The organism is Vibrio sp. 1580 (assembly GCF_033340055.1).
Genome location: NZ_JAWOVT010000004.1, coordinates 356616 through 382307 on the forward strand (window position 1 = coordinate 356616; position 25692 = coordinate 382307).

19 protein-coding genes are annotated in these 25692 nt (G+C 44.7%); 12 read left to right on the forward strand and 7 right to left on the reverse strand.

All coding sequences use genetic code 11. From position 1 onward, the window contains the following. The first annotated feature begins 97 nt into the window (after positions 1–97). Complete coding sequence (locus tag R7093_RS09035; RefSeq protein ID WP_318146631.1) at positions 98–1306, forward strand: GGDEF domain-containing protein; 1209 nt, start codon at positions 98–100, stop codon at positions 1304–1306. Positions 1307–1349: 43 nt separating this feature from the next. On the opposite strand, the gene R7093_RS09040 is transcribed toward R7093_RS09035, so the two are convergent. After that, positions 1350–2699, reverse strand: a complete 1350-nt coding sequence (locus R7093_RS09040) for a sigma-54 dependent transcriptional regulator (RefSeq protein WP_318146632.1) — start codon at positions 2697–2699, stop codon at positions 1350–1352. A 171-nt stretch (positions 2700–2870) separates the two neighbouring features. On the opposite strand from R7093_RS09040, the gene R7093_RS09045 reads away from it, so the two are divergent. Next, a complete protein-coding gene (locus tag R7093_RS09045) occupies positions 2871–4931 on the forward strand; it encodes a sensor histidine kinase (protein ID WP_318146633.1) in 2061 nt (686 codons plus the stop codon). A gap of 148 nt (positions 4932–5079) precedes the next feature. Next, a complete protein-coding gene (locus R7093_RS09050; RefSeq protein ID WP_047102832.1) occupies positions 5080–6471 on the forward strand; it encodes a glycoside hydrolase family 1 protein in 1392 nt (463 codons plus the stop codon). An 84-nt stretch (positions 6472–6555) separates the two neighbouring features. Here the strand turns inward: R7093_RS09050 and R7093_RS09055 are convergent, their stop codons facing one another. Next, the gene (locus R7093_RS09055; protein ID WP_047102833.1) at positions 6556–8592 is read right to left on the reverse strand and encodes a PhoX family protein; all 2037 of its coding nucleotides are present in this window, start codon (positions 8590–8592) and stop codon (positions 6556–6558) included. A gap of 266 nt (positions 8593–8858) precedes the next feature. Between R7093_RS09055 and R7093_RS09060 the strand changes: the two genes are divergently transcribed. Together R7093_RS09060 and R7093_RS09065 are read left to right on the forward strand one after the other, a co-directional pair. After that, positions 8859–9197, forward strand: coding sequence for a YggL family protein (locus R7093_RS09060; RefSeq protein ID WP_005374208.1), 339 nt, complete (start codon positions 8859–8861; stop codon positions 9195–9197). A gap of 1331 nt (positions 9198–10528) precedes the next feature. Next, on the forward strand, positions 10529–11428 hold the full coding sequence (locus tag R7093_RS09065; protein WP_017635526.1) for a LysR family transcriptional regulator: 900 nt from the start codon (positions 10529–10531) through the stop codon (positions 11426–11428). Here the strand turns inward: R7093_RS09065 and R7093_RS09070 are convergent. Next, on the reverse strand, positions 11396–11740 hold the full coding sequence (locus R7093_RS09070; protein WP_005374212.1) for a DUF5329 family protein: 345 nt from the start codon (positions 11738–11740) through the stop codon (positions 11396–11398). The genes R7093_RS09065 and R7093_RS09070 overlap by 33 nt on opposite strands. Positions 11741–11822: 82 nt before the next feature. Continuing rightward, positions 11823–12836, reverse strand: a complete 1014-nt coding sequence (locus R7093_RS09075; protein ID WP_033906239.1) for an MBL fold metallo-hydrolase — start codon at positions 12834–12836, stop codon at positions 11823–11825. A 155-nt stretch (positions 12837–12991) separates the two neighbouring features. Here R7093_RS09075 and R7093_RS09080 point away from each other — a divergent pair, with 155 nt between their 5' ends. From R7093_RS09080 to R7093_RS09090, 3 genes are all read left to right on the forward strand, one after another. Then, positions 12992–13606 carry a TetR/AcrR family transcriptional regulator gene (locus tag R7093_RS09080; protein ID WP_005374222.1) on the forward strand — a complete coding sequence of 205 codons (615 nt, stop codon included), beginning with the start codon at positions 12992–12994 and terminating at the stop codon, positions 13604–13606. A 329-nt stretch (positions 13607–13935) separates the two neighbouring features. Next, positions 13936–14841: a 30S ribosomal protein S6--L-glutamate ligase gene (rimK, locus tag R7093_RS09085; protein WP_005374224.1), complete on the forward strand. Its 906-nt coding sequence runs from the start codon at positions 13936–13938 to the stop codon at positions 14839–14841. Positions 14842–14906: 65 nt separating this feature from the next. Further along, complete coding sequence (locus R7093_RS09090) at positions 14907–15335, forward strand: ATP-dependent zinc protease (RefSeq protein WP_005384193.1); 429 nt, start codon at positions 14907–14909, stop codon at positions 15333–15335. A 66-nt stretch (positions 15336–15401) separates the two neighbouring features. Here R7093_RS09090 and R7093_RS09095 read toward each other — a convergent pair whose 3' ends face one another. Further along, positions 15402–16127 (reverse strand): MBL fold metallo-hydrolase, encoded by a 726-nt coding sequence (locus tag R7093_RS09095; protein WP_047102850.1) that lies wholly within the window; start codon positions 16125–16127, stop codon positions 15402–15404. A gap of 323 nt (positions 16128–16450) precedes the next feature. Between R7093_RS09095 and speA the strand changes: the two genes are divergently transcribed. The 4 genes from speA (at position 16451) to R7093_RS09115 (ending at position 23374) form a co-directional block, all read left to right on the forward strand. Then, positions 16451–18361: an arginine decarboxylase gene (speA, locus tag R7093_RS09100; protein ID WP_047102851.1), complete on the forward strand. Its 1911-nt coding sequence runs from the start codon at positions 16451–16453 to the stop codon at positions 18359–18361. Between the two features lies 1 nt (position 18362). Beyond that, positions 18363–19283 carry an agmatinase gene (speB, locus tag R7093_RS09105; RefSeq protein ID WP_047102834.1) on the forward strand — a complete coding sequence of 307 codons (921 nt, stop codon included), beginning with the start codon at positions 18363–18365 and terminating at the stop codon, positions 19281–19283. A gap of 409 nt (positions 19284–19692) precedes the next feature. Then, positions 19693–20898 (forward strand): multidrug efflux MFS transporter EmrD, encoded by a 1206-nt coding sequence (emrD, locus tag R7093_RS09110; protein ID WP_017635532.1) that lies wholly within the window; start codon positions 19693–19695, stop codon positions 20896–20898. Positions 20899–21208: 310 nt separating this feature from the next. Continuing rightward, the gene (locus tag R7093_RS09115; RefSeq protein ID WP_080960100.1) at positions 21209–23374 is read left to right on the forward strand and encodes a S9 family peptidase; all 2166 of its coding nucleotides are present in this window, start codon (positions 21209–21211) and stop codon (positions 23372–23374) included. Positions 23375–23591: 217 nt separating this feature from the next. Here the strand turns inward: R7093_RS09115 and R7093_RS09120 are convergent, their stop codons facing one another. Both R7093_RS09120 and R7093_RS09125 read right to left on the reverse strand, forming a co-directional pair. Further along, positions 23592–24587 carry a porin gene (locus R7093_RS09120; protein ID WP_031780879.1) on the reverse strand — a complete coding sequence of 332 codons (996 nt, stop codon included), beginning with the start codon at positions 24585–24587 and terminating at the stop codon, positions 23592–23594. Between the two features lie 215 nt (positions 24588–24802). Beyond that, positions 24803–25672, reverse strand: coding sequence for a metal ABC transporter solute-binding protein, Zn/Mn family (locus tag R7093_RS09125; RefSeq protein ID WP_047102837.1), 870 nt, complete (start codon positions 25670–25672; stop codon positions 24803–24805). Positions 25673–25692: the final 20 nt, after the last annotated feature.

Below are 25692 nucleotides of genomic sequence, written 5' to 3' on the forward strand. Positions count from 1 at the left end.
AACATAAGACATCGCTCAATAAGTGCGTTACTATGTAGCTCGCTTATTGATATCAGGCAAAGGAGTTGCCTGAATGAAAGATTGATATGGGTCGCCTATGGATAATCAGTATCTAGACATCAGAACACTGAACTTTATCGTTATTCTGTTCTCTTGCATTTACTCTATTAGTCTGCTTTGTTATCAATACACTCAGGGTAGAGTCAAAGGCTTAAAAACCTTCTCGATATCACTACTGTTCATTGGTTTAGGCCCTTTTTTACTTGGCTTTAGAGGCTCTGCGCCAGACTGGCTGACCATCGTCATAGCCAACACTCTCATATTAGTCGGCTTCTTGCTTACGCTATATAGCGTAAGCATTTTTCGTCAACACCCTTTAAAATTGGCTCACTGTCTCACCTTGTTAACACCTGTTTTCAGTGGTTCATTTTACTATTTCACCTTCCATGATCCTTCTATCAAAAGCCGTATTATTTATCTGAGCATGTATATTTGTATCGTCACCTTCTTTAGTGGTGTCGCTATGCTTAAAGGTACCCAAAAGGACTTAAAGCTCCCTGTTAAAGCAATGGCTTACTCTTTCTTTGGATTTAGTTTTTTTATGGGATTTAGGGCGCTTTGGAGTACTTTTTCAGGTGAGTTACCAAGCTTTATGGTCGCAGGCCTTATCCATCAGCTGACTTTCTTATTTAGCATCTGCCTGATCGTTGCTTTGAGCTTTAGTATGCTGTGGTTAATTAACGGACGCTTGGTGCAATCCATTAATGATCTCTCTCATTTAGATGCACTCACAGGGCTATATAATCGTCGAGCCATGGAAGAAATCGTTCCAAACTTGGTTAATAAAGCACATAAAAAAAGCCAAGCAATCAGCATTATTATGACTGATGTAGACAAGTTCAAAGCGATTAATGATCACTATGGTCACACGGTTGGCGACTCCGTCATGGCAACGATCTCCACTATTTTTAAAAAGCATCTTCCTGAGTCAGCCTGCATTGTGCGATTTGGTGGTGACGAGTTCATGATTGTTTTGCTCGAAAAAGCACAGCAAGCCAAAATTGTCGCAGAGCAAATTCGCCTTGCGGTCGAAACTGAAACCGCTTTGCAATCATTTAAAACTGAAGTGACCATGAGCTTTGGTATCAGTCAGTTATCTGAGGGGCAATCACTTCAAGAGGCGCTTGCTGAAGCAGACGAAGCGCTATATAGCTCTAAACATACTGGAAGGAACCTCGTTACCTTGTTTGGAGAAGGGAAAGACCTAAATTATAAGTTTGTCCCAGCTCCAGCCAAAAGCGCATAACGTGTTTGTTATGCCAATGATTTTACATTAGCTAGAAATCGCACTAAGTATAGTCGGAGCGATTCAAACCAAACTTCTGCATCTTTTGGTTAAGGGTTCGACGTGGTAAATCCAACTCCTGCATCACCTCATTGATGCGTCCATGATGCCTGACTAAAGAATCATGTAGCACCTTACGTTCAAAGTTATGTAGCTGAATCGCCAACGGCACGCCCGCATGCGTCTCTTCGGTTGTTGAGGATGGTCGACTGGAGAGAATTTCCATCACGGAGACGGTTTCATCCAATGCAAAACGCATCGCTACATTCCTAAGCTCACGTACGTTACCGGGCCAAGAGTAAGCAAGAATGGCCTTTCTATCGGCTTCACTCAGCGGACGACTCTCAGGATTACTTTTCAGAGCAAAGTGTTCGAACAAGATCAACGCATCTTCTTCTCGCTCACGTAGCGGTGGCAAATAGATCTGCGCCACATTAAGACGATAGTACAAATCCTGACGAAACTCGTCATGATCATTGAGATCTTCTTTCGCGGCGGCGATCACTCTTAAATCAACCGAGATCTGTTGGTTACCCCCAACGCGCTCAACCGTATGTTCCTGTAATGAACGCAACACTTTCACCTGCATCGACAGCGGCATACTCTCGATTTCATCAAAGAATAAGGTGCCTTTATCCGCGTATTCCAATTTACCAATGCGCTTTTTACCCGCTCCAGTAAATGCCCCTGCTTCATGCCCAAACAGCTCACTTTCAAACAAGTTCTCAGGAATAGCACCACAGTTAATTGGCACAAAATGATGGGATCTGCGTTGGCTTTCATTATGCAAACTGGTCGCCACCAGCTCTTTACCACAACCTGTTTCGCCGTAAATGATCACGTTAGTATCAATGCGTGCTAACTTGGCTACTTGTTCTCTAAGCTGTTGCATCACTCGGCTTCGCCCAATCAACACCTCTTCTAAGCCGCTAACGCTAGATAGGTACTCTTGGCGATCTTGAGTAGACGTTTGTGCGCGATAACTCTCGACCGCATCGGTCACTCGCTGGGATAGGCGCTCAGGTTGGAAAGGTTTCTCGATAAAATCGAATGCACCTTTTTGTAATGCGCCTACCGCCATATCGACGTCACCATGTCCGGTGATCAAGATAACTGGCGTTGGGATGTGATTAGCAATCAGGCTTTCTAGTATCGACAAGCCGTCGGTGTCCGGCAGGCGAACATCACTGACAATCGCATCAAATTCTTGGCTAAGAATGGCCGCTTTCCCTTCTTCTCCTAAACTGAATGCGGTCACGTCGAACCCCGCCAGTTGCAGCCACTGACTGGTAGCCTGACGAACAATGTCATCGTCTTCGATAAGTGCAATTTTAGGGGTGTCGTCAAAAGCCATGAGTTACTACCGTAGGTGGAATAGAAATCGCTCTTTGCTAACGGTAGCAAAAACCACTGAGGAGAAAAGGAGCTAGATCTCACTTCTTGCTTACAAGTCTTTAACATCCAACCAGTTAGGCGCACTCTTTAATGACTCTCGGTGAGAACGCACTAGCTGAACGGAGTCAGTATGCAGCGCAAAAGGAATGGCAAAACGTGGCTTGTGGTCGTAATTGCAGCAGTGCTGATGTTGTCTTGTTATAGCGCCAGCAGAGAGGTTGCTCGTCAATGGTTGAGCGTACAAACTCAAACCGAAGCTCAACAAAAACTGCTCGACTATATTGGTGAAGTTCGCCGTGCACTCAAACGCTTCTATCACTTGCCTTACCTTGTCACCAATAACCCGGAAACCATCGCGTTTGTGAAAGGAAACCGGACTTATTACGAACCGTTGCAAACCCAACTAACTCAACTCGACAAAGCCGCCAATACGGAAGGTTGGCTAATCCTGTCTAACTCTGGCGAAGTATTGGTCTCAAGTTTGATCGAAGAGCGCTTTAGCCTGTCTGACCGAAAAGCCATTGTGGAACAAATTCACAACCAAGGCGGCGGTGTTTCCTTGGTGAACAAAACCAAAGGTTCGAGCCCATTGTATTATCTTGCAGCCCCTATCTACGATGGTCTGGATATCGCTGGCATTGTGGTGGTGCAAATCAACCTTAGCCTATTGACCGAACAGACCATTACTAGCCAAGACATCATTACGTTGCAGAACCGTCAGCAACGCTTTTTCCTATCGAGCAGCTCGCTCTATAACGCAGACTGGTTTAACGAACCAAGCAACACCGTTCAGTTAGAAACGCAGCGCTTATACGACAACACCAATATCAGTGTGTGGACGCTCAATCAGCAACGCTATTTTGCGCACACCGTTAAATTGGATGATTTGAATTGGTACGTAAGCTACCTCACTCCCTCTAAGCCGATTCAACAAACCATCAATGTGATTGGTTGGAGCGTAGCAGCGCTGCTCTTATTGGTTGTATTGCTCCTCATCATTGGCTTACAACGACGACAAAAGCACATCAATCAACAACGAATTCAAGCTCTGTTGGAAGAGTCCCAATGCCGCTTGAAACAGATGATCAATAAGACCCACGTTGGTTTGCTATTGATTGATGAACAAGGGCAACTGTTCGATCTCAACCCAATGGCAAAGCGCTTGTTCTGTTTGCCAGAAAGCGTCAATCGACATGCTTTTGCTTGGGAGTTATTCGATGCAGGCAATCCCAATTCCACCACACTCAAGTTGCTTAAGGATTTACCTAAACATAAAGAGCTCGCAGAGATCAGCACGGTCGAAACCATTGCCAGACGCAGTGACGGTAGCGTCTTCCCTGTCTTGTTCTCACTGACCAGTTTCCCTTGGCATGGCGAGCAGTATTTCCTTGCGACGATCATCGACATCAGCAAGCGGAAAAAAGCCGAGCAATCACTGCAACAGGTCAACCAAGAACTGGCGCAGCGAGTAGAAGAGCGTACTCAAGCGCTAAAAGAAGCGCAAAGCCAGTTAATTGAATCGAGCAAAATGGCCGCCTTAGGTCGCATGTCGAGCGCGATTACTCATGAGCTCAATCAGCCACTGACAGGCTTGCGTACCCTGCTCACCACGAACGAACTGTTGGCGGAACGCGGCGAAACAGAGATGATGAAAGCCAACAATGTTTTGGTGCAGAAGCTGATTGATCGTATGGCAAGCATGACCAGTCAGCTAAAGACGTTCGCCTATAACAAACCAGAAAGCCTACAAGCAATTTCTCTTACTTCCGCACTCGAAGAAACCCTACGCGTTTATCAAACCCAACTAGACAAAGTGGATGTGCGTGTTCGAGTTCCTCATGACTTACCTAACATCTTGGGTGAAGAACAACGACTGCTTCAGGTACTCGGTAATCTTGTCTCGAATGCGCTAGACGCAATGAACCATACCACCAACCCGCAGCTCAGCTTGATCGTCAATCCAACCGACAATCAGGTCGAACTGATCGTCAGTGATAATGGCTGCGGCGTGTCGAATGAGATGCTTGAATCCATGTTCGAACCCTTCCAAACCTCAAAGAAAATTGGTGAAGGGTTGGGGCTGGGTTTAGCGATTACGGCCAACAATATGCGTGATATGAACGGACAAATTACCGTGCATAAGAATGAACAAAATGGGCTGACTTTCACTCTATTGTTCAAATCAGCCTAGGTTGATATTGATTACAAAATCATCATTAGAACTAAGCATCCCCGCTGTTTGAGAAAAATACGATCTCGATACAAGTATCGAGGTGTCTCCTACACTATTCTCAAGCAATAAATCCACAAACATTTCCTAAATATAAAGAGTGAGAAACATGATTAAGTTTCCTGAACATTTTCTTTGGGGTGGTGCCATTGCTGCAAACCAAGTAGAAGGGGCGTACAACCTTGGGGGTAAAGGGTTATCGACATCAGACATGCTGCCAAACGGTATTTTGAGTCCGCATCAAACCCGTGAAGAGCGTACACCGGGTATCAAAGACGTGGCGATCGACTTCTACAATCGCTACCCAGAAGACATCGCGCTGTTCAAAGAGATGGGCTTTAACTGTCTGCGCCTATCTTTAGCTTGGAGCCGCATCTTCCCGAACGGGGACGAGTTAGAACCGAACGAAGAAGGTTTGGCGTTCTACGATAAAATTTTTGACGAACTTGCCGAGCACAACATCCAACCTTTCGTGACCTTATCTCACTACGAAATGCCTTACGCACTGGTTGAAAACTATGGCGGTTGGGGCGATCGTCGCGTCATCGAATTCTTCGAACGTTATGCTCGCACAGTGCTGGAACGCTACAAAGACAAAGTGAAGCTGTGGTTAACGTTCAACGAAATCAACATGTCTCTACACGCACCATTTACTGGTGTTGGTTTGCAAGAAGACGCCAATGAACAAGAGATTTACCAAGCGATTCACCACCAGCTAGTCGCAAACGCAAAAGCGGTAAAACTGTGTCAGCAAATCGTACCAAACGGCAAGATTGGTAACATGCTGCTTGGCGCAATCAACTACCCATACACCTGTAATCCTGATGACGTGCTGGCAGCAATGCATGAAAACAACAAGTGGTTGTTCTTCGGTGATGTGCAAACACGTGGTCAGTACCCTGGCTACATGAAGCGTTACTTCCGTGAAAACGGCATCGAAATTCAGATGGAAGCAGGCGACTTAGAAGAAATTGCATCGGCAAGTGTCGATTTCATCTCATTCAGCTACTACGCAAGTGGCTGTGCAAGTGCAGACCCGAAACAGAAGGAAGTGGGTAACATTGTCGATAGCGTACCAAACCCATATCTTGAGAAGAGCCAATGGGGCTGGTTGATCGATCCAAAAGGCCTGCGCATTCTGCTGAACTTCCTTCACGATCGCTACCAAAAACCATTGTTTGTCGTAGAAAACGGCTTAGGTGCACGTGATGAAATCGATGAAAACGGTGAGATTCAAGATGATTACCGCATCGCTTACTTGAACGACCACCTTGTGCAAGCACACGAAGCGATTCTGGATGGCGTTGAGTTGATGGGCTTTACCAGCTGGGGGCCAATCGATTTGGTCGCGAACTCAACCGCTGAGATGAGCAAACGTTACGGCTTTATCTATGTCGATCGTCATGATGATGGGCAAGGAACGCTAGAACGTAAACGTAAGAAAAGCTTTTTCTGGTATCAAGACGTGATTCGTACTTCAGGCGGTTCATTGAAAAGCTAAGCCTGTTGTCTAGGTACAAAGTGCAACTAGGCATTCGCCTAAACCATCAAGCCCTGCAATTGCAGGGCTTGAATTTTAAGGTGTTTAAACTGCAATCTCTCCACCGTCTTCACGGCGAATAACCACTGTCGCCGCTCGTGGGCGCACAGAAACACCAGCAGGCGTTTCTTCGGCTGCATCTTCACTGTATGGCCAGTTGCCTGGGTGCTGAATATTCACAAACAATGATTTGTAATCAGGGCTGATGGTAAAGCCTGTTACTTCACAACCATTTGGTCCGACAAAGAAGCGTTTCAATTCAGCTTGATTATCCGCACCAATCACAGCTTGATCACCATTCTCATCTGTTAGCTTAGATGGAACAACAGCCAACATTTGATCATTGGTGTAAGACGTGACTTCATCTGCGCCGTTATCAGTCTGAATCCACAAAATACCACGGCCATCAAACGCTAATCCGTCTGGGCTCGCAAACTGGTTTAGCTCATTCAAGCCAGAACGGTTGGTATCTGCATCACCATTTGCTGGCGAACCGAAGACAAAGATATCCCAAGTAAAGTCAGTTGCTGAAGCACCTTCATCCCAACGAATAACATGACCAAACTTGTTATTCAAACGTGGATTCGCAGGGTTGGTTTCATCTGTACGGCGCGTATTGTTCGTCAATGTTAAATATACTGAACCCGTGAATGGATCAACCGTACACCACTCAGGTCGATCCATTGGTGTTGCCCCAACTAAATCCGCCGCGCCAGCAGTATTGATGATAATTTCAGCCAGTGAGTTAAAGTGATCCGCTAACGTACCACCAGCGGTTGTTACGCTATCAAGCGTTAATGGTAACCAAGTACCTGTGCTGTCTTCATTGAAGCGCGCCACATACAGTGTGCCTTCGTCCATGTACTTGTCACCCATCGCCAAGCGGTTATCAGGGTTAGCATCTGCTGGATCCCACGCTGCCGCAGATTCAAATTTGTATAGGTATTCAAAGCGAGAATCGTGACCAGAATAAAATACCACTGGTTTGCCTTCTTCAAGCTTACCGAAAGTACAGCCCTCGTGACGGAAACGACCTAGCGCAGTACGTTTCTTCGCACGTGAGTTTTGCGTGTAAGGGTCAATCTCGACAATGTAACCGTGACCATTGGCTTCATTACGGTAATCATCCATCGCACTTGCTCCTGTTGGAGCCACATTAAAGCGAGAGAACTCATCAAGACGCTCTTCTGCATTACCTGCTAATGTCTCCCACAAGTAGCGTGTGCTTTGGTCATCAACACCAATGCGATCTTGCTCTTCTGTACGAGTCCCGGCATTAACAAAGTAACCTGGCCAGTTCTCTTCACACGTTAAGTACGTGCCCCACGGCGTGTAGCCGTTGCCACAGTTGTTTAACGTACCACGCGCTTGGCTGCCATCTGGTGAGAAACGAGTGACAGTTAAAGATGTGTGGGCCACCGGGCCAGACAAATCCATGACTGTCGCACCAGTATAACGACGGTTTAGTGGGTCGGTATCAACCAACTTCCACATGTTGTCTTTCAGTTGAATGCGAACCACTGATACACCGTGCGCGTTAATCTCTTTGCGCACTTCATCTACAATGGTACGTACGCCATTTTCAACCGTCGGACCGTTTGGATGCAGTGCTGATGTGTCGATGTACTCGTGGTTAATACATAGCAAGCCATCTGTAGTGCTATCGTTCAATGGGAAAAAATGCATGCCGTCATGGTGCATGCCTAGCGCATTTAACTGATCGGTACTGGTGTTGGTACCATCATTTTGCCATGCGCTGCCTTGTGCATTAAGTGGTGTTCCCCAAGGTACTAGTACTTGTGCGGTGTAACCTTGTGGAATTGAAACTGCGTCAGTGAGTGAGCCAGGGATAGATTCAAAGTTAAGAACGGCTTTAGATGCGCCCGAACCACTGCTTACTGTACTCCCTGAGTCAGACGAGTTACAACCAGCCAATCCGAAAGCACCAAACGCTGTCATCGCACTGATACCTAAACCACCTTTCAGAATGCTGCGTCGAGATAGGCTCGCTTCTAATACTTCTTCAAATGGTTTGTTTTCACTTTGGTTATAACGCGTCGCGTCAAAGGTTTCCTTGCTCATTTTTACTTTCCCGATCTTATAGTTTAATTAATAAATAAGTGATTAGTTGAACGGCAAGAAGTTTGGATAAGAAAAATGACAAAAGTGCTTAAAACATATGAAACTTGTGTTTCAACAATACTGCAAACCAACCAACACAGCTAACGAAGCAATTAAATTCTGGTTACATAATCACCAACTGTATCGCTTCATTCTGATTTTACTTGGGCTAAAGTGTGATAGAAGGTATAAGGTGTACGAAATCAAATCATCTACGAGAGATAATCATGAAATTAGACAAGATCGATAACAAGAGCCGTCGTATCCGTAAAAAGCTGTTCTTAGGTGAGTTCGCAATCCTAGGTTTCGAGATCAGCTGTGAAACAGACATTAACGACTTCGACCGTTACGATGCATTCGTTGATGACTTTATCGACTACATTGACGAGCTTGGTCTTTGCTTCGGTGGCGGTGGTCTAGAACTGTTTGAAGGCTTCCTATGTTCTACTGACCGTTACGGCAGTGCGACTGAAGAACAGAAAGCGCAAGTTATCAAATGGTTAGAAGCACGCCCAGAAGTGAAAAGCGCGCAAGCGGGCGAACTAGTTGACGCCAACTACCTGTAACTAAAGGGCAACCTGTAATACGCAGAGCTCAGTAAATGGTAGAGAAAGCTGGTCTTAAGACTGGCTTTTTTATTTTTGGAAGAATGCGATATTAACAATAGGGTGCTTGGGAAGTTGCGCGGAGTGATTGTGGCGTTTTTGAGCTGGCAATCAACGGGAAACTGCGTTCCACAGCCAGCTCGTGCCTTTAGGTATAATTAACTATGATTTTTTAGCTGGGGCGTCTTTCGTGTCTTTCCAGTATTGAATACGCACACGATGTAGCTGAGCTCTTCTAGTCTTTTTCATAGTAAAGTCCCTCATCTTATATAAGTAACGCTCCTCATGGAGCTTATTGTCTAAGGTCGTATCCCCTTCAATCTATAAGGGAATCAATCATTTAACCGTGACCAATTTCACAACATAATGATAATTACCGATTTCTTGCAGCCTGTTTTTACTGGCAAACGGCATATTATCTATCTGACACAGTTAACTTACTCACCAGATATGACAGAAAAATGGCAATCAAGTTCCCTACTTATACTGTCATTGAATCTTAATAAGGATTAACAAGGTGGGCATTTCAGATTTACCATACTGTTTATAAAAACCGCAAGAATTTTTATTTCTTTTCAAACAAATCTCTACTCAAGATCAATTCACTTTCATCTTTATCGTCTCCCTTTTAACGCATTGTGATCCAGTTCAATCCACAGAACTCGGAACAAAAAGCGCACATTAATACATTCACCACCAAACTTGTGCGAGATCTCTTACAAGAGTTGTAAGCAAATAGATTAATCACCTCTAAGAGCAATGCCAGAAAAAACATTAAATATATGATTTAAAAGTAATATTTAAATTCACTTAAAATAATAAGTAAAAATAATTTAGAAAAGTTAATTGAGTCAAATCAGCAAAACATCAATACTCAATTTGTCGACAGGATGTTGGCGGGAACAGGAAAAAAGCCTAAAGGATTGGGTATCTTCAGGATGAAGATTTGATAGCTTAGGATGAGTTGTCAGCAAGGATGTAGTTAAGCTCTAGGATAGAGTTCGCCCGTCAGGATGATAGGCAAGAATGGACACCGCTAGGAAGGCGATGAACAAGGAACTCGGTTAAAGGACTTAGCCACAATCAAGGATAGATGCAGGGAGCACCTATTAGTAGCTGGATTGCTGCGAAAAAGAATAAGCCCCGTCTGGGAAACCAGGCGGGGTTTTATTTTGTCTGTAATGTATTGATAGCGATTCATCTTTATCGTTTAAGTCTTCTCTGTTTTCATAAAACACCGTGCTATCATTTTCTTTACGTCTCCCAACAAAGCTCTCAGAAAATCACACACTATGCTTAATCCTGTTTGGTTACATACATTTAAGACATTGATTGAAGTCGGTCATTTTACGCAAACGGCAGAAAAACTTTTTATGACTCAGCCTGGCGTCAGCCAACACATCAAAAAATTAGAGCAAAGTTGTCAGCATGCCTTGATCAAGCGCGAAAACAAAAGCTTCGAATTAACCGAGCAAGGCAGGATTGTCTACGCATATGCGCTCGAGTTAGAAGATAGAGAGAAGAAGCTGCTCGAAGAGCTCAGTTTTGATGATGCGTTTTCAGGCCACTGTAAACTGGCTTGTTCTGGTGCAATGGCGTTAATGTTGTATGGGCCCATTTTGGAGAAGCAAAAACAGCACCCGAGCTTATCGTTACATTTAGAAGCCGCGCCAAATCAATCTATTCTCAACGCCATAACGCAAGGGCACATCGATATTGGTATCGTGACTGATGTTCCCAACAAAGGTCTGTTTCACAGTGAGCGAATTGGTAAAGAGAGGTTGTGCTTGGTTCTGCCAAAGCATTATCAAAATAAGCAGATAACGCCACAACTCTTGCATGACTGTGGTGTCATTAGCCACCCTGATGCCGAGCATTACATGACGCTGTTTTTTGACCAATGTGAAGAACCACAGCTCCAAGAAATTAAGATGAGCGATTTACCATTATCCGGCTACGTAAATCAATTGAGCCAAATTTTGCTGCCTGTCAGCAAAGGACTTGGCTTCACCGTGCTGCCTCAAAGTGCGGTCGACAATTTTCCATTAAAAGACACGTTATACATTGCTCAACTGAAAAACACTGTATGTGAAGAGCTATTTCTGGTTCGTAAGCGCAGTCGTGCTCTACCTCTGCGCTATCAGACCATCAAAGAAGTGTTATTGGATGTGATCGGTGGTGCGCATCAATGATGTTAGCCACTCTTCGCTGGTAATGCGTTCCTCTTGGCAATCCACCCAATATGGTTTGCCAGATAACCAACTTTTCGACGCAACTTCTTTTATAAACACATCCACGGAATCAACGTCATCTTTGGCGTAATCCCATTTGTTGCGCATGTGTTCTGCTGCTTCTTGATTAGTGTACGACTTGCCGTTGCGGATAAAGGTGCAAGAGGATTGCTCAACTCGTGTTATCAACGTCGAGATATCTTGCTCTACTCCTGCTAGTGCAAAGGTAGGCAGAATGCTTAATGTAAGTAACAACGTCCACTTTGCTTTCATCGCACCTTTATCCTTATCCCTGACCAAGTAACTACTAATAAGTGACTTAACTATTCTGATGTTTGGCTGTTTAGCTCAGCCATTATTGCCACCATGCCTTCGCAGGCTGAGGCTCCGCAATCGCCAAGCGTTGACCAATCTCAGGGCTCACTAACGTTACACCGCGCTCTTCACTGATATCTAACGCGCGTTGCATCGGCTCATTCCAATCATGCATCGATAAATCAAACGTACTGTTGTGAATTGGCATCATCACTTTGCCCTGCACATCAATGTGTGCTTGAACGCTTTGCTCTGGGAACATGTGAATGTCTGACCAAAGTTCATTGTATGCGCCGGTTTCGATCATAGTGAAGTCAAACGGACCGTACTTTTCGCCAATCTCTTTAAAGCCATTGAAGTAACCAGAGTCACCACTGAAGAACACTTTATGTTGCTGTGCATTGATAACCCAACTGCCCCACAGCGTCGTATCGCGGTCTGTCAAACCTCGACCAGAGAAATGCTGAGTCGGAGTTAGTGTATATTCAATGCCGTCAACAGAGTGTGACTCCCACCAGTCTAGTTCGATCACTTTCTCTTTGGGTACACCCCAATTCACCAGTAATTGGCCTACTTTTAACGGCACCAAGAAAGTGCCCACCTTGTCGCCTAGCACTTTAATAGAAGCTTTATCTAGGTGATCGTAATGGTCATGACTGATCACCACCACATCGATAGTTGGCAAATCTTCTATCGTGATGGGGGTTTGGTGAAAGCGTTTTGGCCCTGCCCATTGTACAGGAGACGCGCGATCACTGAATACAGGGTCGGTCATTACCAGTTTTCCATCGAGCTTCATTAATACGCTTGAATGACCCAGACGATAGATGACGTCATCTTGCTCTTCTAACAGTTGCCGCGCTGTGATCGCATGCACTGGAATTTCAATCGTTGGTGTTGGGTTAAGGCGCTCAGTCGTAAAATACGCTTTCATGATTTCGAACATGTCGCCCAAACCGCTTTTGTATTCCAACTCTATGTTTGAAAATTTGTCCGGGTATGTTGGCGCTTTTTCAGTATCAACATTAGAACAAGAAATCATTGATGTACCCATCGCGAACGCTCCTACTGTGGCTAGCAAAGTTTTTTTCATAAAAAGTTAACCCGAACAAAAGTAAACTACACGGTGCAGTTTACTTTCTAATTATCAAAAGTAAACTACTTAGTGTAAAATAGATCAAGAAATGATCTTCTTAACTTAGCAAGCTTATGAATGTAAAAAGAAAAAGTCGTAGCGAAACCAAAAGAGAAGCCATCCTGTGCGCAGCAAAGCAAGCGTTCCAAGAGTTTGGGGTGCAAAACACCAGCATGGATAAGCTCTCTGCTATCGCGCAAGTCTCTAAGCGCACGGTCTACAACCATTTCCCTTCTAAAGAAGCGATCGTGACAGAGTTACTAACCGAACTATGGCGTTCTTCAATGATGGATAGCGACATTGAACGTTTACCAACACTCCCGCTAAAAGATCAATTGATTGAATTACTCTACAGCGAGATCATTGTGGTGACGGAACCAAACTATATTGAGCTGGCAAAAGTGGCATTTGGGCACTTCTTATTTAAGCCAGAAGATCTCAAAGAACAAGCAGAACAAATGTCGAAACAGGAAACCGCCCTGTACCGCTGGCTTACGGAGAAATCGAACAGTGGCGCTTTGCAAATTGATGATGTACATATAGCAAGCACTCAATTGCACAACTTACTTAAAGGCAGTGCATTCTGGCCGCAGTTAATGGGAATTCGCCCCTCTTTGTCGAATGAAGAATCTAGGCTGTTAGCTACCCAAACGGCGGAACTTTTTTTAAGTCACTATCAAAACAGCTAAAAACAGCGGTCAAATTGGCCGCTTTTTTAAGCGATAATTCGTGACAAAGCGATGAAATTTTTGCTCAATTTTATTTATCTCACCCTTGACAGTCTCATACCGCAAGGCGTGAGCGTTCGATAAAATATTTTTGTCGTGTCGACGATGCTTTTTCGTTTTCATCTCACAAAAAAACGCCCTAAGGTGCGCACCTCTGACGACGTGGTTGTTCAACCACAATTCTAAATCGTTGAAGTAAGTAGGTTATGTCATAACATGATCACCTGCCTACTGCATTCTATGCTCTATACTTATATTTTAATTTGGTACTGACTTACTAAGGAATTGCCATGCGTATTGCTATTCTCTCTCGTAATGAGAATTTATATTCAACCATGCGCCTAAAACAGGCGGGTGAAGAACGTGGGCATCAAATCGATGTGATCGACACGCTTCACTGTTATATGGACATTACGAGCAACAACCCTAAGATCCGCTACAAGGGTGAAGAATTACCGCAATACGATGCTGTTATTCCACGTATTGGGGCATCTATTACGTTTTACGGCACTGCTGTTGTACGTCAGTTTGAAATGATGGGTACATTTTGTGTCAACGAATCTGTCGCGATCAGCCGCTCTCGTGACAAGTTGCGCTCATTGCAACTGCTATCACGTAAAGGCATCGGTTTGCCACGCACTGGCTTTGCTCACCATCCTGACAACATTCAGGACGTGATCAAAAACGTTGGTGGCGCACCTCTAGTAATTAAATTGCTAGAAGGCACTCAAGGCATTGGTGTTGTACTTGCTGAAACAAATAAAGCGGCAGAAAGCGTGATTGAAGCTTTCATGGGTTTGAAAGCTAACATCATGGTGCAAGAATTTATCGAAGAAGCAAAAGGCGCGGACATCCGTTGTTTTGTTGTCGGAAATAAAGTAATCGCCGCAATGAAGCGCCAAGCAAAAGAAGGCGAGTTCCGTTCTAACCTTCACCGTGGCGGCTCTGCACAACTCGTGCGTTTGAGCAAAGAAGAGCGTGCGACCGCTGTAAATGCAGCGAAAGTGATGGGCTTGAACCTTTGTGGTGTGGATATCCTTCAATCTAAAAATGGCCCAGTGGTAATGGAAGTGAACTCTTCCCCTGGTCTAGAAGGCATCGAACTAGCAACTGGTAAAAACATTGCAGGTATGATCTTCGATTTTATCGAGAAAAACGCTAAGCCAAATTCAAACCGTACTCGCGGTAAAGGTTGATTTTTGTTTAACGCACAAGAGAGCCAAAAACCGGCTCTCTTGTTACTCGTCGCTAGGATGACACTATGAATCAGAAAATGATCATTGGGAATGCCGAAGCTATTTGCTTGCCAGAGTTAGGGATTACTCACCTTGAAGCGCGTATTGATACAGGCGCTCAAACCTCTTCATTACATGTAGACAATATTGATTGCTTTGAAAAAGATGGTCAGTCTTATGTTGCATTCGATCTGCACCCAGATGTATACCATTTAGAACAAGTGGTTCGCTGCACAGCGAAACTAAAAGCAAACCGTAAGGTTAAGTCTTCTAACGGTACTTTTGAGCACCGCTGCGTGATCACGACGATGCTGCGTATGGGCGACCAACAATGGCCAATCGACATTACGTTGACTAACCGTGAAAAAATGACTTACATGATGCTGTTAGGTCGTCAGGGCATGGCAGACAAAGTGCTCGTTGATCCTAGCCAATCTCACTTATTGGCATCTTAACCCCGTAGCTTCAGATGAGTGATCGAACGTTTTTGTTGAGCATCACTCGTCTGGCTTTATCTTCGCCTACTTCCTACGAAATAGCGCAAACAACAATCCCTTCGCTTTAACTTTTGTCACTCGCCAGTGCGTCATTGGCTTAGTCGGCGCTGTATTCAAAATGTGCTGATACGCTTTTTCATCCAAAGTCACCTCTCCCCCATGTGCCAAAAGCAAACATTGCGGATTCATCTCAAACACACGCTTTAATGATTGCCGATATTGATTCGGATGAAATATGGGAAACGGCGCAATCAGATGCTTTTTCACCTGCACCATTAAATCCGCCACATACAACACATCTTGTTCAGAATGATAAACCGACAGATCTCGATCAGTATGCCCTAGCGTTTCTAGCACCTGCCAATCATCAAATCCAGGAATAAACTGTCCATCAATAAGTTCAATATCTGGCTTTAGCTTGCGGGAATACCACAGGTTTTGCTTTGGTTTACGCATCCGATTCGCCATCCAGCGTGCTAACATTAAATCGGTCAAATGCATTAGCCAACCGTCTACACCGCTATACCACTGGCTCTCTCGCTTTGCGGCCAATAGCTTACATCCTGTTAAATCACGTAGTTTGTGCGCACCACCAGCATGGTCTGGATGCATGTGGGTCACAACAACCAACTTTAGGTCAGAAAAAGGACGATGGAGTTGATGTTCAATAAAGTCTTTAAGATGAGGGATGTCTGCTCGACTGGCACCATCAAGCAACAATAATTTATCGGAATATTCGGCGAGATACATGGTCTGAATGTACCCCTGAATTCTGTGCAGCTGCAAAATATGTCCTTATTTTAGTGAGATGCTTCATGACCGAATCCTTACTGGTCAGACCAACTATAACAGCAGAATGGACGCTTCGGTAAACAAATATTCACACGTAGCGACGACAACAAATCATAATCGAGATGATAGATTTTAATCATTAGACTCAAGGGCCCTTTTATCCGTTAATGCGCGCACACGGAGTTCGTGTCAGGGTATGAGGTAAATGCCTCATGATTTGCTTTTTTGTACTTTTCCTTCTAATTAATTAAGGAGTTAAGTACATTTTTGTGAGAATCGAGTTGGAAAAAGCAACTAAATTAGACCGCATCCGCGCGGACTACAACGTTCACTACTGGAGCCAAGGTTTCTACGGCATTGATGACCAAGGCGAAGTATATGTATCACCACGTAGTGATCGTGCACATCAAATCCCTTTCAGCGCTATTGTAAATGAGCTAGAAGCGAAGCAGTTAAATCTTCCTGTATTAGTACGCTTCCCGCAAATCGTGCACCAACGTGTGCATGGTATTTGCCACGCATTCAACCAAGCAATTGAAGAATACCAATATCCAAACAAATACTTGTTGGTGTACCCAATTAAAGTAAACCAACAACGTGAAGTGGTGGATGAAATTCTAGCGAGCCAAGCTCAACTAGAAACCAAGCAGCTTGGTCTTGAAGCGGGTAGCAAGCCAGAATTGTTGGCGGTACTTGCATTGGCTCAACAAGGTAGCTCCGTGATCGTGTGTAATGGCTACAAAGACCGTGAGTATGTGCGTCTTGCACTGATCGGGGAAAAGCTGGGTCACAAGGTATTCATCGTATTAGAGAAGCTTTCTGAGCTGGATCTGGTACTAGAAGAAGCGAAAAGTTTGGGCGTAAAACCGCGCCTTGGTTTACGCATTCGCCTCGCCTCTCAAGGCGCAGGGAAATGGCAAGCAAGTGGCGGTGAAAAATCGAAGTTTGGTTTATCAGCATCGCAAGTGCTTAGCGTTATTGAACGTCTTAAACGCGAAGGCAACCTAGACGCGATGCAACTGGTTCACTTCCACCTTGGTTCACAGATGGCAAACATCCGTGATGTACGCAATGGTGTGAACGAGTCTGCACGTTTCTACTGCGAACTACGCGCACTCGGTGCAAACATCGAGTACTTCGATGTGGGCGGCGGCTTGGCAGTGGATTATGACGGCACACGCAGCCAATCATCGAATTCGATGAACTACGGACTTGCAGAATACGCACGTAATATCGTCAACACTGTGGGCGATGTGTGTCTGCAATACGAACAACCAATGCCAGTGATCATTTCGGAATCGGGTCGCTCGCTAACAGCGCACCACGCTGTATTGATTTCTAACGTAATTGGTACCGAGTCGTACCTACCGGAAGAAGTACATGAGCTTGATGATGACGCTCCGCTTTTGCTACAAAACATGTGGCGAAACTGGGAAAACTTACAAGATGGTACAGACGCTCGTGCGTTAATTGAGATTTACAATGATACCCAAAGTGATTTGGCAGAAGTGCACTCTCAATTTGCTACAGGCGTGCTTAACTTGGAGCAACGTGCGTGGGCAGAACAATTGTCACTGCGCATTTACTTCGAATTAAGCCGCAAGATGAGCACTAAGAATCGCTTCCACCGTCCGATTCTGGACGAGTTGAGCGAACGTCTTGCGGATAAGTTCTTCGTGAACTTCTCTCTCTTCCAATCTCTACCAGATGCTTGGGGTATTGATCAGGTGTTCCCTGTTCTGCCACTTTCTGGTCTGGGCGAGGCGGAAGAGCGTCGTGCAGTGATGTTGGACATCACATGTGACTCTGATGGCGCGATCGATCACTACGTTGATGGTCAAGGCATCGAGAGCACGCTACCTGTACCAGCTTGGAGCAAAGACAAACCGTACCTAATGGGCTTTTTTCTAGTAGGCGCATACCAAGAAATCCTTGGTGACATGCACAACCTATTTGGTGATACCCACAGTGCTGTAGTCAATGTTGATGAACACGGTCAATTTGAGATCAGTTACATCAACGAAGGTGATAGTGTAGAAGACATGATGCGCTACGTTCATATCGACGTGGATGCGATTCGTGACAATTATAAACAATTGGTTTCACAGCGAGTTGAAGCCAATGAACAAACACAAATCCTAGCAGAACTAGAACAAGGTCTAGCAGGATACACCTATTTAGAGGACTTCTGATATGAATGATTTGTTTACTAAAACTGATTATTCGCTTTACTCCAACTCTATGTCGTTTTTACGTCTGCCGTACATTCGTAACCCGGTATCGGCAGACGCAGACGTTGTGGTGTTGGGAGTCCCTCTGGACATGGCAACATCTGGTCGTCCAGGTGCGCGTATGGGTCCAGATGCAATTCGCCGTGCCTCAGTCAACTTGGCATGGGAAGGTAAGAAGTTCCCGTGGAGCTTCAACGTATTGGATAAACTGAAAGTGATCGACGCAGGTGATCTCGTGTTCGATTGCGGTGATGCGGAAGATTTTACTTACCGCCTTGAAGCGGCAACCAGTGAAATTCTAAAAAGTGGTAAAACCATGTTGGGATTGGGCGGTGACCACTTCATCACGCTACCTATCCTACGTGCCTATGCGAAGCATCATGGCCAAATGGCGTTGATTCACTTTGATGCTCATACGGACACCTATGCAAATGGCAGTTCATACGACCACGGTACGATGTTCTACCATGCGCCGAAAGAAGGTTTGATCTCAGCAAAGAACTCAATACAAATCGGCATTCGTACGGAGTACAAAAAGCAAGATCACGGCTTCAATGTGATTAATGCGATGCAAGCGAATGACATGTCGGTGAACGAGATCCTAGAAGAAATTCGTCGCACCGTCGCAGACAAGCCAGTATATGTCACTTTTGACATCGACTGCTTAGACCCGGCCTTCGCACCGGGAACTGGTACACCAGTTTGTGGTGGCTTGAACTCAGACAAAGCGCTGAAAATTATTCGTGGTTTAGCCGGCATGAATATCGTGGGTATGGATGTTGTCGAAGTATCGCCTCCATACGACCACAGTGATGTTACCGCACTAGCGGGAGCAACCATCGCACTAGAAATGCTTTACGCATACGCATCTGAGCGCGAATAGACATAATCATTTCTAAGGGAGCTTCGGCTCCCTTTTCTTTCTGATGCCTTCCTCCACCTTTTATTCACTCGTTTCATCTTGAACTCAGATCAACCGAGCAGACGCTTTATTTTTGCACTTTAACCATTAAAACCAGTTACCTATAAGGCTCATTCTATTCACGAAAAGTAAAAGATTTAACTTAATTAGACAAAGAAATGCATCTCTTTTTGAAAACAAAATCGGATTAGTTTTTCTAATTGAAATCATAGATTTTTATCTTGCTCAACTTCACACTTTTCGATTGCTAATTATACAAGCAAGCACTATTATCTCGCGCAAATACCCCCGCAACACAAGAATTCAGTTGGCACTCTATAAAAGAGCGCTAAGGGTTTTTACGTCTTAAATTTTTTGGAGAGATACGCAAATGTCTGCTTCGTTTCCATTAGCGAAACTTACCTTTTTAATCGCTATATTGACTGCCGTGGGTCAAATGACCCAGACAATGTACGTGCCTTCAATCGGTCATATGGCGGGCGAGTTTTTGGTATCTGCGTCATCACTTCAAGCTGTGATGGCTTGTTACCTAATCCCATATGGCTTGTCGCAATTTGCGTATGGCACACTATCGGACCGCTTGGGACGCAAACCGATCATCATCGTCGGGCTGCTTATCTACATCGTGGGTACACTGGTAGCATTATTTGCACATCAATTTGAATGGTTCTTGATTGGTAGCTTTATCCAAGGCTTAGGTATTGGCTGCGGCGGTGCGATGTCACGCACTCTGACTCGCGATTGCTTTGAAGGCTCTGATCTACACAGAGCAAACAGCTTAATTAGCATGTGTGTGATTTTCTCACCATTAATGGCACCAGTATTAGGCGGTTACCTAACAGAAGCTTTCGGATGGCGGTCGAGCTACTTGTTCTTAGCGCTATTTGCTATCGCGGTTGTGATCACCATGATGACAAGCATGATGGAGACGCTACCAAAAGAGAAACGCAAATTCGAACCAGTAGCCAAAAGCTACAAACACGTTTTGTCTGACCGTCGCTTTCAAGGCTTTTTGATTTGCCTGGTTGCAACATTCGCTGGTGTGGGTGTATTCGAAGCGGCGGCTGGGGTGTTGTTAGGTGGGGTATTAGAATTACCAGCAACAACGGTAAGTTTGCTGTTTATATTGCCGATCCCAGGTTACTTGGTGGGTGCAGGCTTATCTAGCTACATCGCAAGACGTCGCTCTGAGCGTCGTGCTTTAAATGTAGGCTTGGTCTCTATTTTTGTGGGCTCTGCTATTGTGCTCATCCCAGGCTTGTTTGGTTTAACCACTGCATTAACGCTGGTTGGAGGCGCAACCGTGTACTTTTTGGGTGCAGGTATTCTCTTCCCAGCAGCAACAACTGGAGCGATTGCGCCATTCCCATACCATGCAGGAACAGCAGGCGCGACATTGGGTGGCATGCAAAACTTGGGGGCAGGTGTCGCAACTTTGCTCGCGTCACTATTTCCAGCGCATAACCAGATGCCTTTGGGCATTTTGATGATGGCAATGTCGGTAATTGCAATGCTTGGGTTAATGTGGGTGAATCGAGCACACAATCACTCAAACGAAGTACCGCAAGTTATCTGATCATTATCAGCTTACTTTCAAAATCCAAAAGGGACACACTCAACAAGTGTGTCCCTTTTTTCATATCACACTATATCGATTTCCCGATGAGAATGATTTAACTTTCGAATTGATATTTGTTAAAAATAACAGCTGCTTACACAATGTGTTTTCAGCTCCCTTCAAATTGAGTATCCAACTCGAAATATTGAGGATTCTCACTTTTTCGGTATACCCCATAACAAAGAATGGACAACTGAAAACCACTAACAAAATGAAAGCCCAGCCCTCAGGATGAGGCCACTTGGGTGTACAATAAGGATAAAATCAGATGCGTTTCACTTTAACTACGTTGGCCGTCTCGGTCGCGCTTGTCGCCGGATGCAGCAATCAAGGAATCCCCAGCATGACTCAATACTCCCAAACACAGATCGTTGCTCAACAAACTCAAGCTCCGGTTGCGAAAAAAGTCCCTCACTCGATGACTATTCATGGCGATACCCGCGTTGATAACTACTACTGGATGCGTGACGACGAACGTAAAGACCCTGAAATTTTACAGCACCTAGAGAAAGAAAATCAGTACGCAGAAACCGTTCTAAAGCACACTGAAACACTTCAAGATACGCTATTTGAAGAAATTAAAGGGCGCATCGCAAAAGACGACAACTCAGTACCGGTTCGTAAAGGCAACTATTTCTACTCCAGTGAAGTGACCGGAGATAACGAGTACGAAGTCCATTTGCGAGCTAAAGACTTTGCAGGCAAAGACAAACAAATCATTTTAGATGTCAATGAACTAGCAAAAGAACATGAATTTTTCAGTATCGGCGGCCTATACGTTAGTCCGAATGAAAACTTATTGGCGTATGGCGAAGACACATTAAGCCGCCGCGTGTACACCCTTAAGATCAAAGACCTGACAACAGGCAATTACCTACAAGATGAAATCGAAGGGGCCTCAAGCGCTGTCGCATGGCAGAACGATAACAACGCCTTTTACTACATCAAAAAAGATCCACAGACCTTATTGGGCTACCAAGTTTATCGTCATGTATTGGGCACACCACAAAGCAGCGATGAGCTGATTTTTGAGGAAACCGACAGCGCCTATTACACCTCACTAAGCAAAAGCAAAGATGGCGAAGATATTTATATCTGGCATTCGAGTACAGAAACCAGTGGGGTCTCTATCATTGATGCGAACAACCCTAAAGCAAAGGCGAAACCGTTCTATCCTCGTGAAGATGGCATTGAATACAGTATTTCTAAGCTAGGCGATTGGTACTACATTTATACTAACTATCAAGCCGTCAACTTCCGTTTGATGAAAGTTCATCAAAATGACATGCGTGACCGCTCTAAATGGCAAGATGTGATTGCCGCAGACGACAACACTCAACTTGTCGACTTCGAGTTATTCGATGATCACATCGTCTATGAGCAGCGCTCTAACGGCCTAGCAAGCGTCACTGTACGTCAGCTTTCAACAGGAAAAGAACTCCCCCTCACATTTAATGACGATGCGTTTGCTGCCTATTTGACAGGTAACCTAGAGCTGGATAACGAGAAAGTTCGTATTTATTACAGCAGTTTAACCACTCCAGGAACCTACTACGATTTCGATCTAAAAACGGGCGGGTCAGAAATCATGAAGCAAACACCTGTACTTGGTGATTTTAATCCTGACAATTACCAATCAGAACGCATCATGGTCACAGCCCGTGACGGTAAAGAAGTACCCGTTTCTTTGGTGTATCGTAAAGACTTATTTAAGAAAGATGGTACGAATCCACTCTACCAATATGGTTATGGATCTTATGGCGCAACCATTGAGCCAACTTTCCGCTCGACACGTTTGAGTCTATTGGATCGCGGCTTTGTTTACGCCATTGCTCATATTCGTGGATCTGAAATGCTTGGCCGCCCTTGGTATGAAGACGGTAAAAAACTAACCAAGCAAAACACATTCAACGACTTTATTGATGTGACTAAAGGTTTGGTTGAACAAGGCTATGGTGCGAAAGATAAAGTCTTCGCTGTTGGTGGCTCTGCAGGAGGTCTCTTAATGGGGGCTATCATCAACCAAGCACCAGAACTGTACCGCGGTATCGGTGCACATGTTCCGTTTGTGGACGTGGTAACCACTATGCTCGATGAATCGATTCCATTGACCACCAATGAGTATGATGAATGGGGTAACCCAAATAACAAAACATACTATGACTATATGTTGAGTTACTCGCCTTACGACAACATCAAGGCGCAAAACTACCCGAACATGTTGGTAACGACTGGCTTGCACGACTCTCAAGTACAGTACTTTGAACCAATGAAGTGGGTCGCCAAACTTCGTGAAATGAAGACAGACGATAACGTCTTGTTGTTCAAAACCGATATGGAAGCCGGACACGGCGGCGCATCTGGTCGATTTAAGCGCTTAAAAGAAGATGCGTTAGAGTATGCGTTCTTCCTCGATTTACTCGATAAAAAATAAGCGTATTAATCGAACTGCATCTCTTCTAACAACAAAAATGCCCGCAAATTGCGGGCATTTTTATAGACGCACTCTCTAAACAAAGAGTTGGGTTACCTAAGCACAGAACTACCAGTGTCTCTTATAGCCAACGGAAAGCAGAAAGAAAAACGCCTACTCACAACGAGTAGGCGTTAACACAATAAATGTGTTTAGGCAGTAGAAACTGGCCTATTTATTAGAAGTAGTAACGAGCACCTAGAGTCCAGTAGTCGTTCTCTTCATTGTTGTAGTCGTTACCTAGATCAAACTGGTAAGCTGCAAACGTTACGAAAGCAGGAGTTACAGCGTACTCTGCTTGTAGCGCAGTTTCGCTTGAAAGTGTCTTGTTGTCTTCTTCGTCTTCTACGCCTTCGTAGTTAACGCTGAATGTCCAATCGTTTACGCCGTATGCCAAAAGAGCTTCAAGTTGAGAAGTGTCTTTACGCATTTGGTAGAAGTACTCGTTCATACCGTATACTACCGCTGCGTAAAGGCCTGAACCGTATTGACCGTAGTTTACAGAGAATAGGTGTGATTCAGCGTTCTTAGTACCTAGAGTCGCGTTTTTAACATCACCGCCGCTGTATACGTAGCCTAGACCAAAGCCAGCTACAGAACCGCTCAATGCAACTTGACCACGTTGCTCGTATGTTGTTGCATCTGAAGTTTGCTCACCTTGCCAACCTAAACCTAGGTTGAAAGCAAAACCTTCACCAAATTCAAAACCTTTACGGTAGCTAAGCATTTTATCAGCACGAGCTGAGCCTAGGTTGCCGTGGTTGTCGTACAAAAAGTCGTTCGCAAACGCGATTGGTAGATCCGCAACGCCAGCGACATCGTAGTAAGGTGACCATTGAGTACCTGCTACTAAACGGCCAAACTGCTCATGAGTAGCACCGATGTAACCTAGACGAGTTTTGAATGACTGTTCACCACCATTTAGGTAGTTAAGCGCCCATTCACCTTTAGCGTCGATAGTAATACCGTTGCCAATGTCTTTCTTACCCGCAACGTTAATACGTGGAGACACTTGGTGAACTTTTACATCTTCTTCGAAATACTCACCCACGCCAACTGAAACGTGACCGCCGATCGATAAAGATGTACCATCGCTGTTGTAAACTTCTGCTGCGAAGGCCTGTGAACCACATGCTAGTGCCGCCACTGCAACGGCTAGAGTTTTCATTTTCATTGTTAACATCCGTATAGTTGTTTGTACCGGTTCGCTTAGAAACAGATTAAATCCGAATCAATCGCAACGAACACATAACAAAGTAGTAATGAAATAGAAATGAAACAAACACTTTCTTATGCAACCAGTGGTATTAATGCTCACATTTTGAACTGAGTCACAAAAAAATAGGGAACTTTTCATTCCCCATCATAAAATCTGTGGCTTTTTACGTGTCACATCTCCCAACGTGCGAGTGGCTTCTCAGTTTTGATACCCTTACTGCCCCAGCGGTCAATAACATCAATTTGCAGTATGCGGCTCGGTTTAATAAGCGATGTCAAGGTTTTCGACGGTCGTTTATCCGTCACTAACCATAGCGTTTTATCTTGTTCAAACTGAGCTTTTAAAGATAATTTGTCTTCTTCTGTCCACTCAAATTCCGGCTTAAATTCGCGCCCAACCACAAACAATTGGTTGCCAGAGGCAAAGTCCTCTAGTGACTCACTCATCAGTACCACTGAATCGATGCCTTTATCGAAGATCTCTGCCTGTTGTTGGTTGATCAGTTCACGCACATTGAGCATAAGAGCCTGTTGATTCGTTTGAATCGTCTTTTGGTGTTCAGGATATACACGTTGTAGATCCTCTCCAACAATACCCGCCATTCGGATTAAGTTTGTAGGGTTAAGCCACGCGTACTTCGATGTTGACCCGTTTTCCAATGTCAGTACTGCAACTCCTTGAGCTCTAGGAGAAATGGCCTGCGATGCATCGATTTCAATCAAGTGAATGTTGCCCTGTCGAGCGTAAACATAAGTCGGGTCTTGTTTCCAAATCGCACCAAGAGTAATAGCAACCGTCGCGGCTTGACCCGCTTGCTTAACTTGCTCTGTACCTTTATTTGCGAACCAGTTTTCAAGACGCTCAACGCCGTAACGCTTTGGAGGCAGATACTGAGTCTCTATCCCTGTACCTTTCATGAGTTGCTCAGACAACATATACGTGACGGGAGTGCTGGTTAAAATGTCTTTGGCGCTTGCCAACGATGGAAGTGTTGTCGCTATAACCAAACCAAAAGTTATCGCTAATTTTTTTATCTTCATGTTCATTACTTTATAAAAAG

Coding starts and splice junctions, on each gene's coding strand:
- R7093_RS09035 (WP_318146631.1), top strand. CDS start 98: ATGGATAATCAGTATCTAGACATCAGAACACTGAACTTTATCGTTATT.
- R7093_RS09040 (WP_318146632.1), bottom strand. CDS start 2,699: ATGGCTTTTGACGACACCCCTAAAATTGCACTTATCGAAGACGATGAC.
- R7093_RS09045 (WP_318146633.1), top strand. CDS start 2,871: ATGCAGCGCAAAAGGAATGGCAAAACGTGGCTTGTGGTCGTAATTGCA.
- R7093_RS09050 (WP_047102832.1), top strand. CDS start 5,080: ATGATTAAGTTTCCTGAACATTTTCTTTGGGGTGGTGCCATTGCTGCA.
- R7093_RS09055 (WP_047102833.1), bottom strand. CDS start 8,592: ATGAGCAAGGAAACCTTTGACGCGACGCGTTATAACCAAAGTGAAAAC.
- R7093_RS09060 (WP_005374208.1), top strand. CDS start 8,859: ATGAAATTAGACAAGATCGATAACAAGAGCCGTCGTATCCGTAAAAAG.
- R7093_RS09065 (WP_017635526.1), top strand. CDS start 10,529: ATGCTTAATCCTGTTTGGTTACATACATTTAAGACATTGATTGAAGTC.
- R7093_RS09070 (WP_005374212.1), bottom strand. CDS start 11,740: ATGAAAGCAAAGTGGACGTTGTTACTTACATTAAGCATTCTGCCTACC.
- R7093_RS09075 (WP_033906239.1), bottom strand. CDS start 12,836: ATGGGTACATCAATGATTTCTTGTTCTAATGTTGATACTGAAAAAGCG.
- R7093_RS09080 (WP_005374222.1), top strand. CDS start 12,992: ATGAATGTAAAAAGAAAAAGTCGTAGCGAAACCAAAAGAGAAGCCATC.
- rimK (WP_005374224.1), top strand. CDS start 13,936: ATGCGTATTGCTATTCTCTCTCGTAATGAGAATTTATATTCAACCATG.
- R7093_RS09090 (WP_005384193.1), top strand. CDS start 14,907: ATGAATCAGAAAATGATCATTGGGAATGCCGAAGCTATTTGCTTGCCA.
- R7093_RS09095 (WP_047102850.1), bottom strand. CDS start 16,127: ATGTATCTCGCCGAATATTCCGATAAATTATTGTTGCTTGATGGTGCC.
- speB (WP_047102834.1), top strand. CDS start 18,363: ATGAATGATTTGTTTACTAAAACTGATTATTCGCTTTACTCCAACTCT.
- emrD (WP_017635532.1), top strand. CDS start 19,693: ATGTCTGCTTCGTTTCCATTAGCGAAACTTACCTTTTTAATCGCTATA.
- R7093_RS09115 (WP_080960100.1), top strand. CDS start 21,209: ATGCGTTTCACTTTAACTACGTTGGCCGTCTCGGTCGCGCTTGTCGCC.
- R7093_RS09120 (WP_031780879.1), bottom strand. CDS start 24,587: ATGAAAATGAAAACTCTAGCCGTTGCAGTGGCGGCACTAGCATGTGGT.
- R7093_RS09125 (WP_047102837.1), bottom strand. CDS start 25,672: ATGAAGATAAAAAAATTAGCGATAACTTTTGGTTTGGTTATAGCGACA.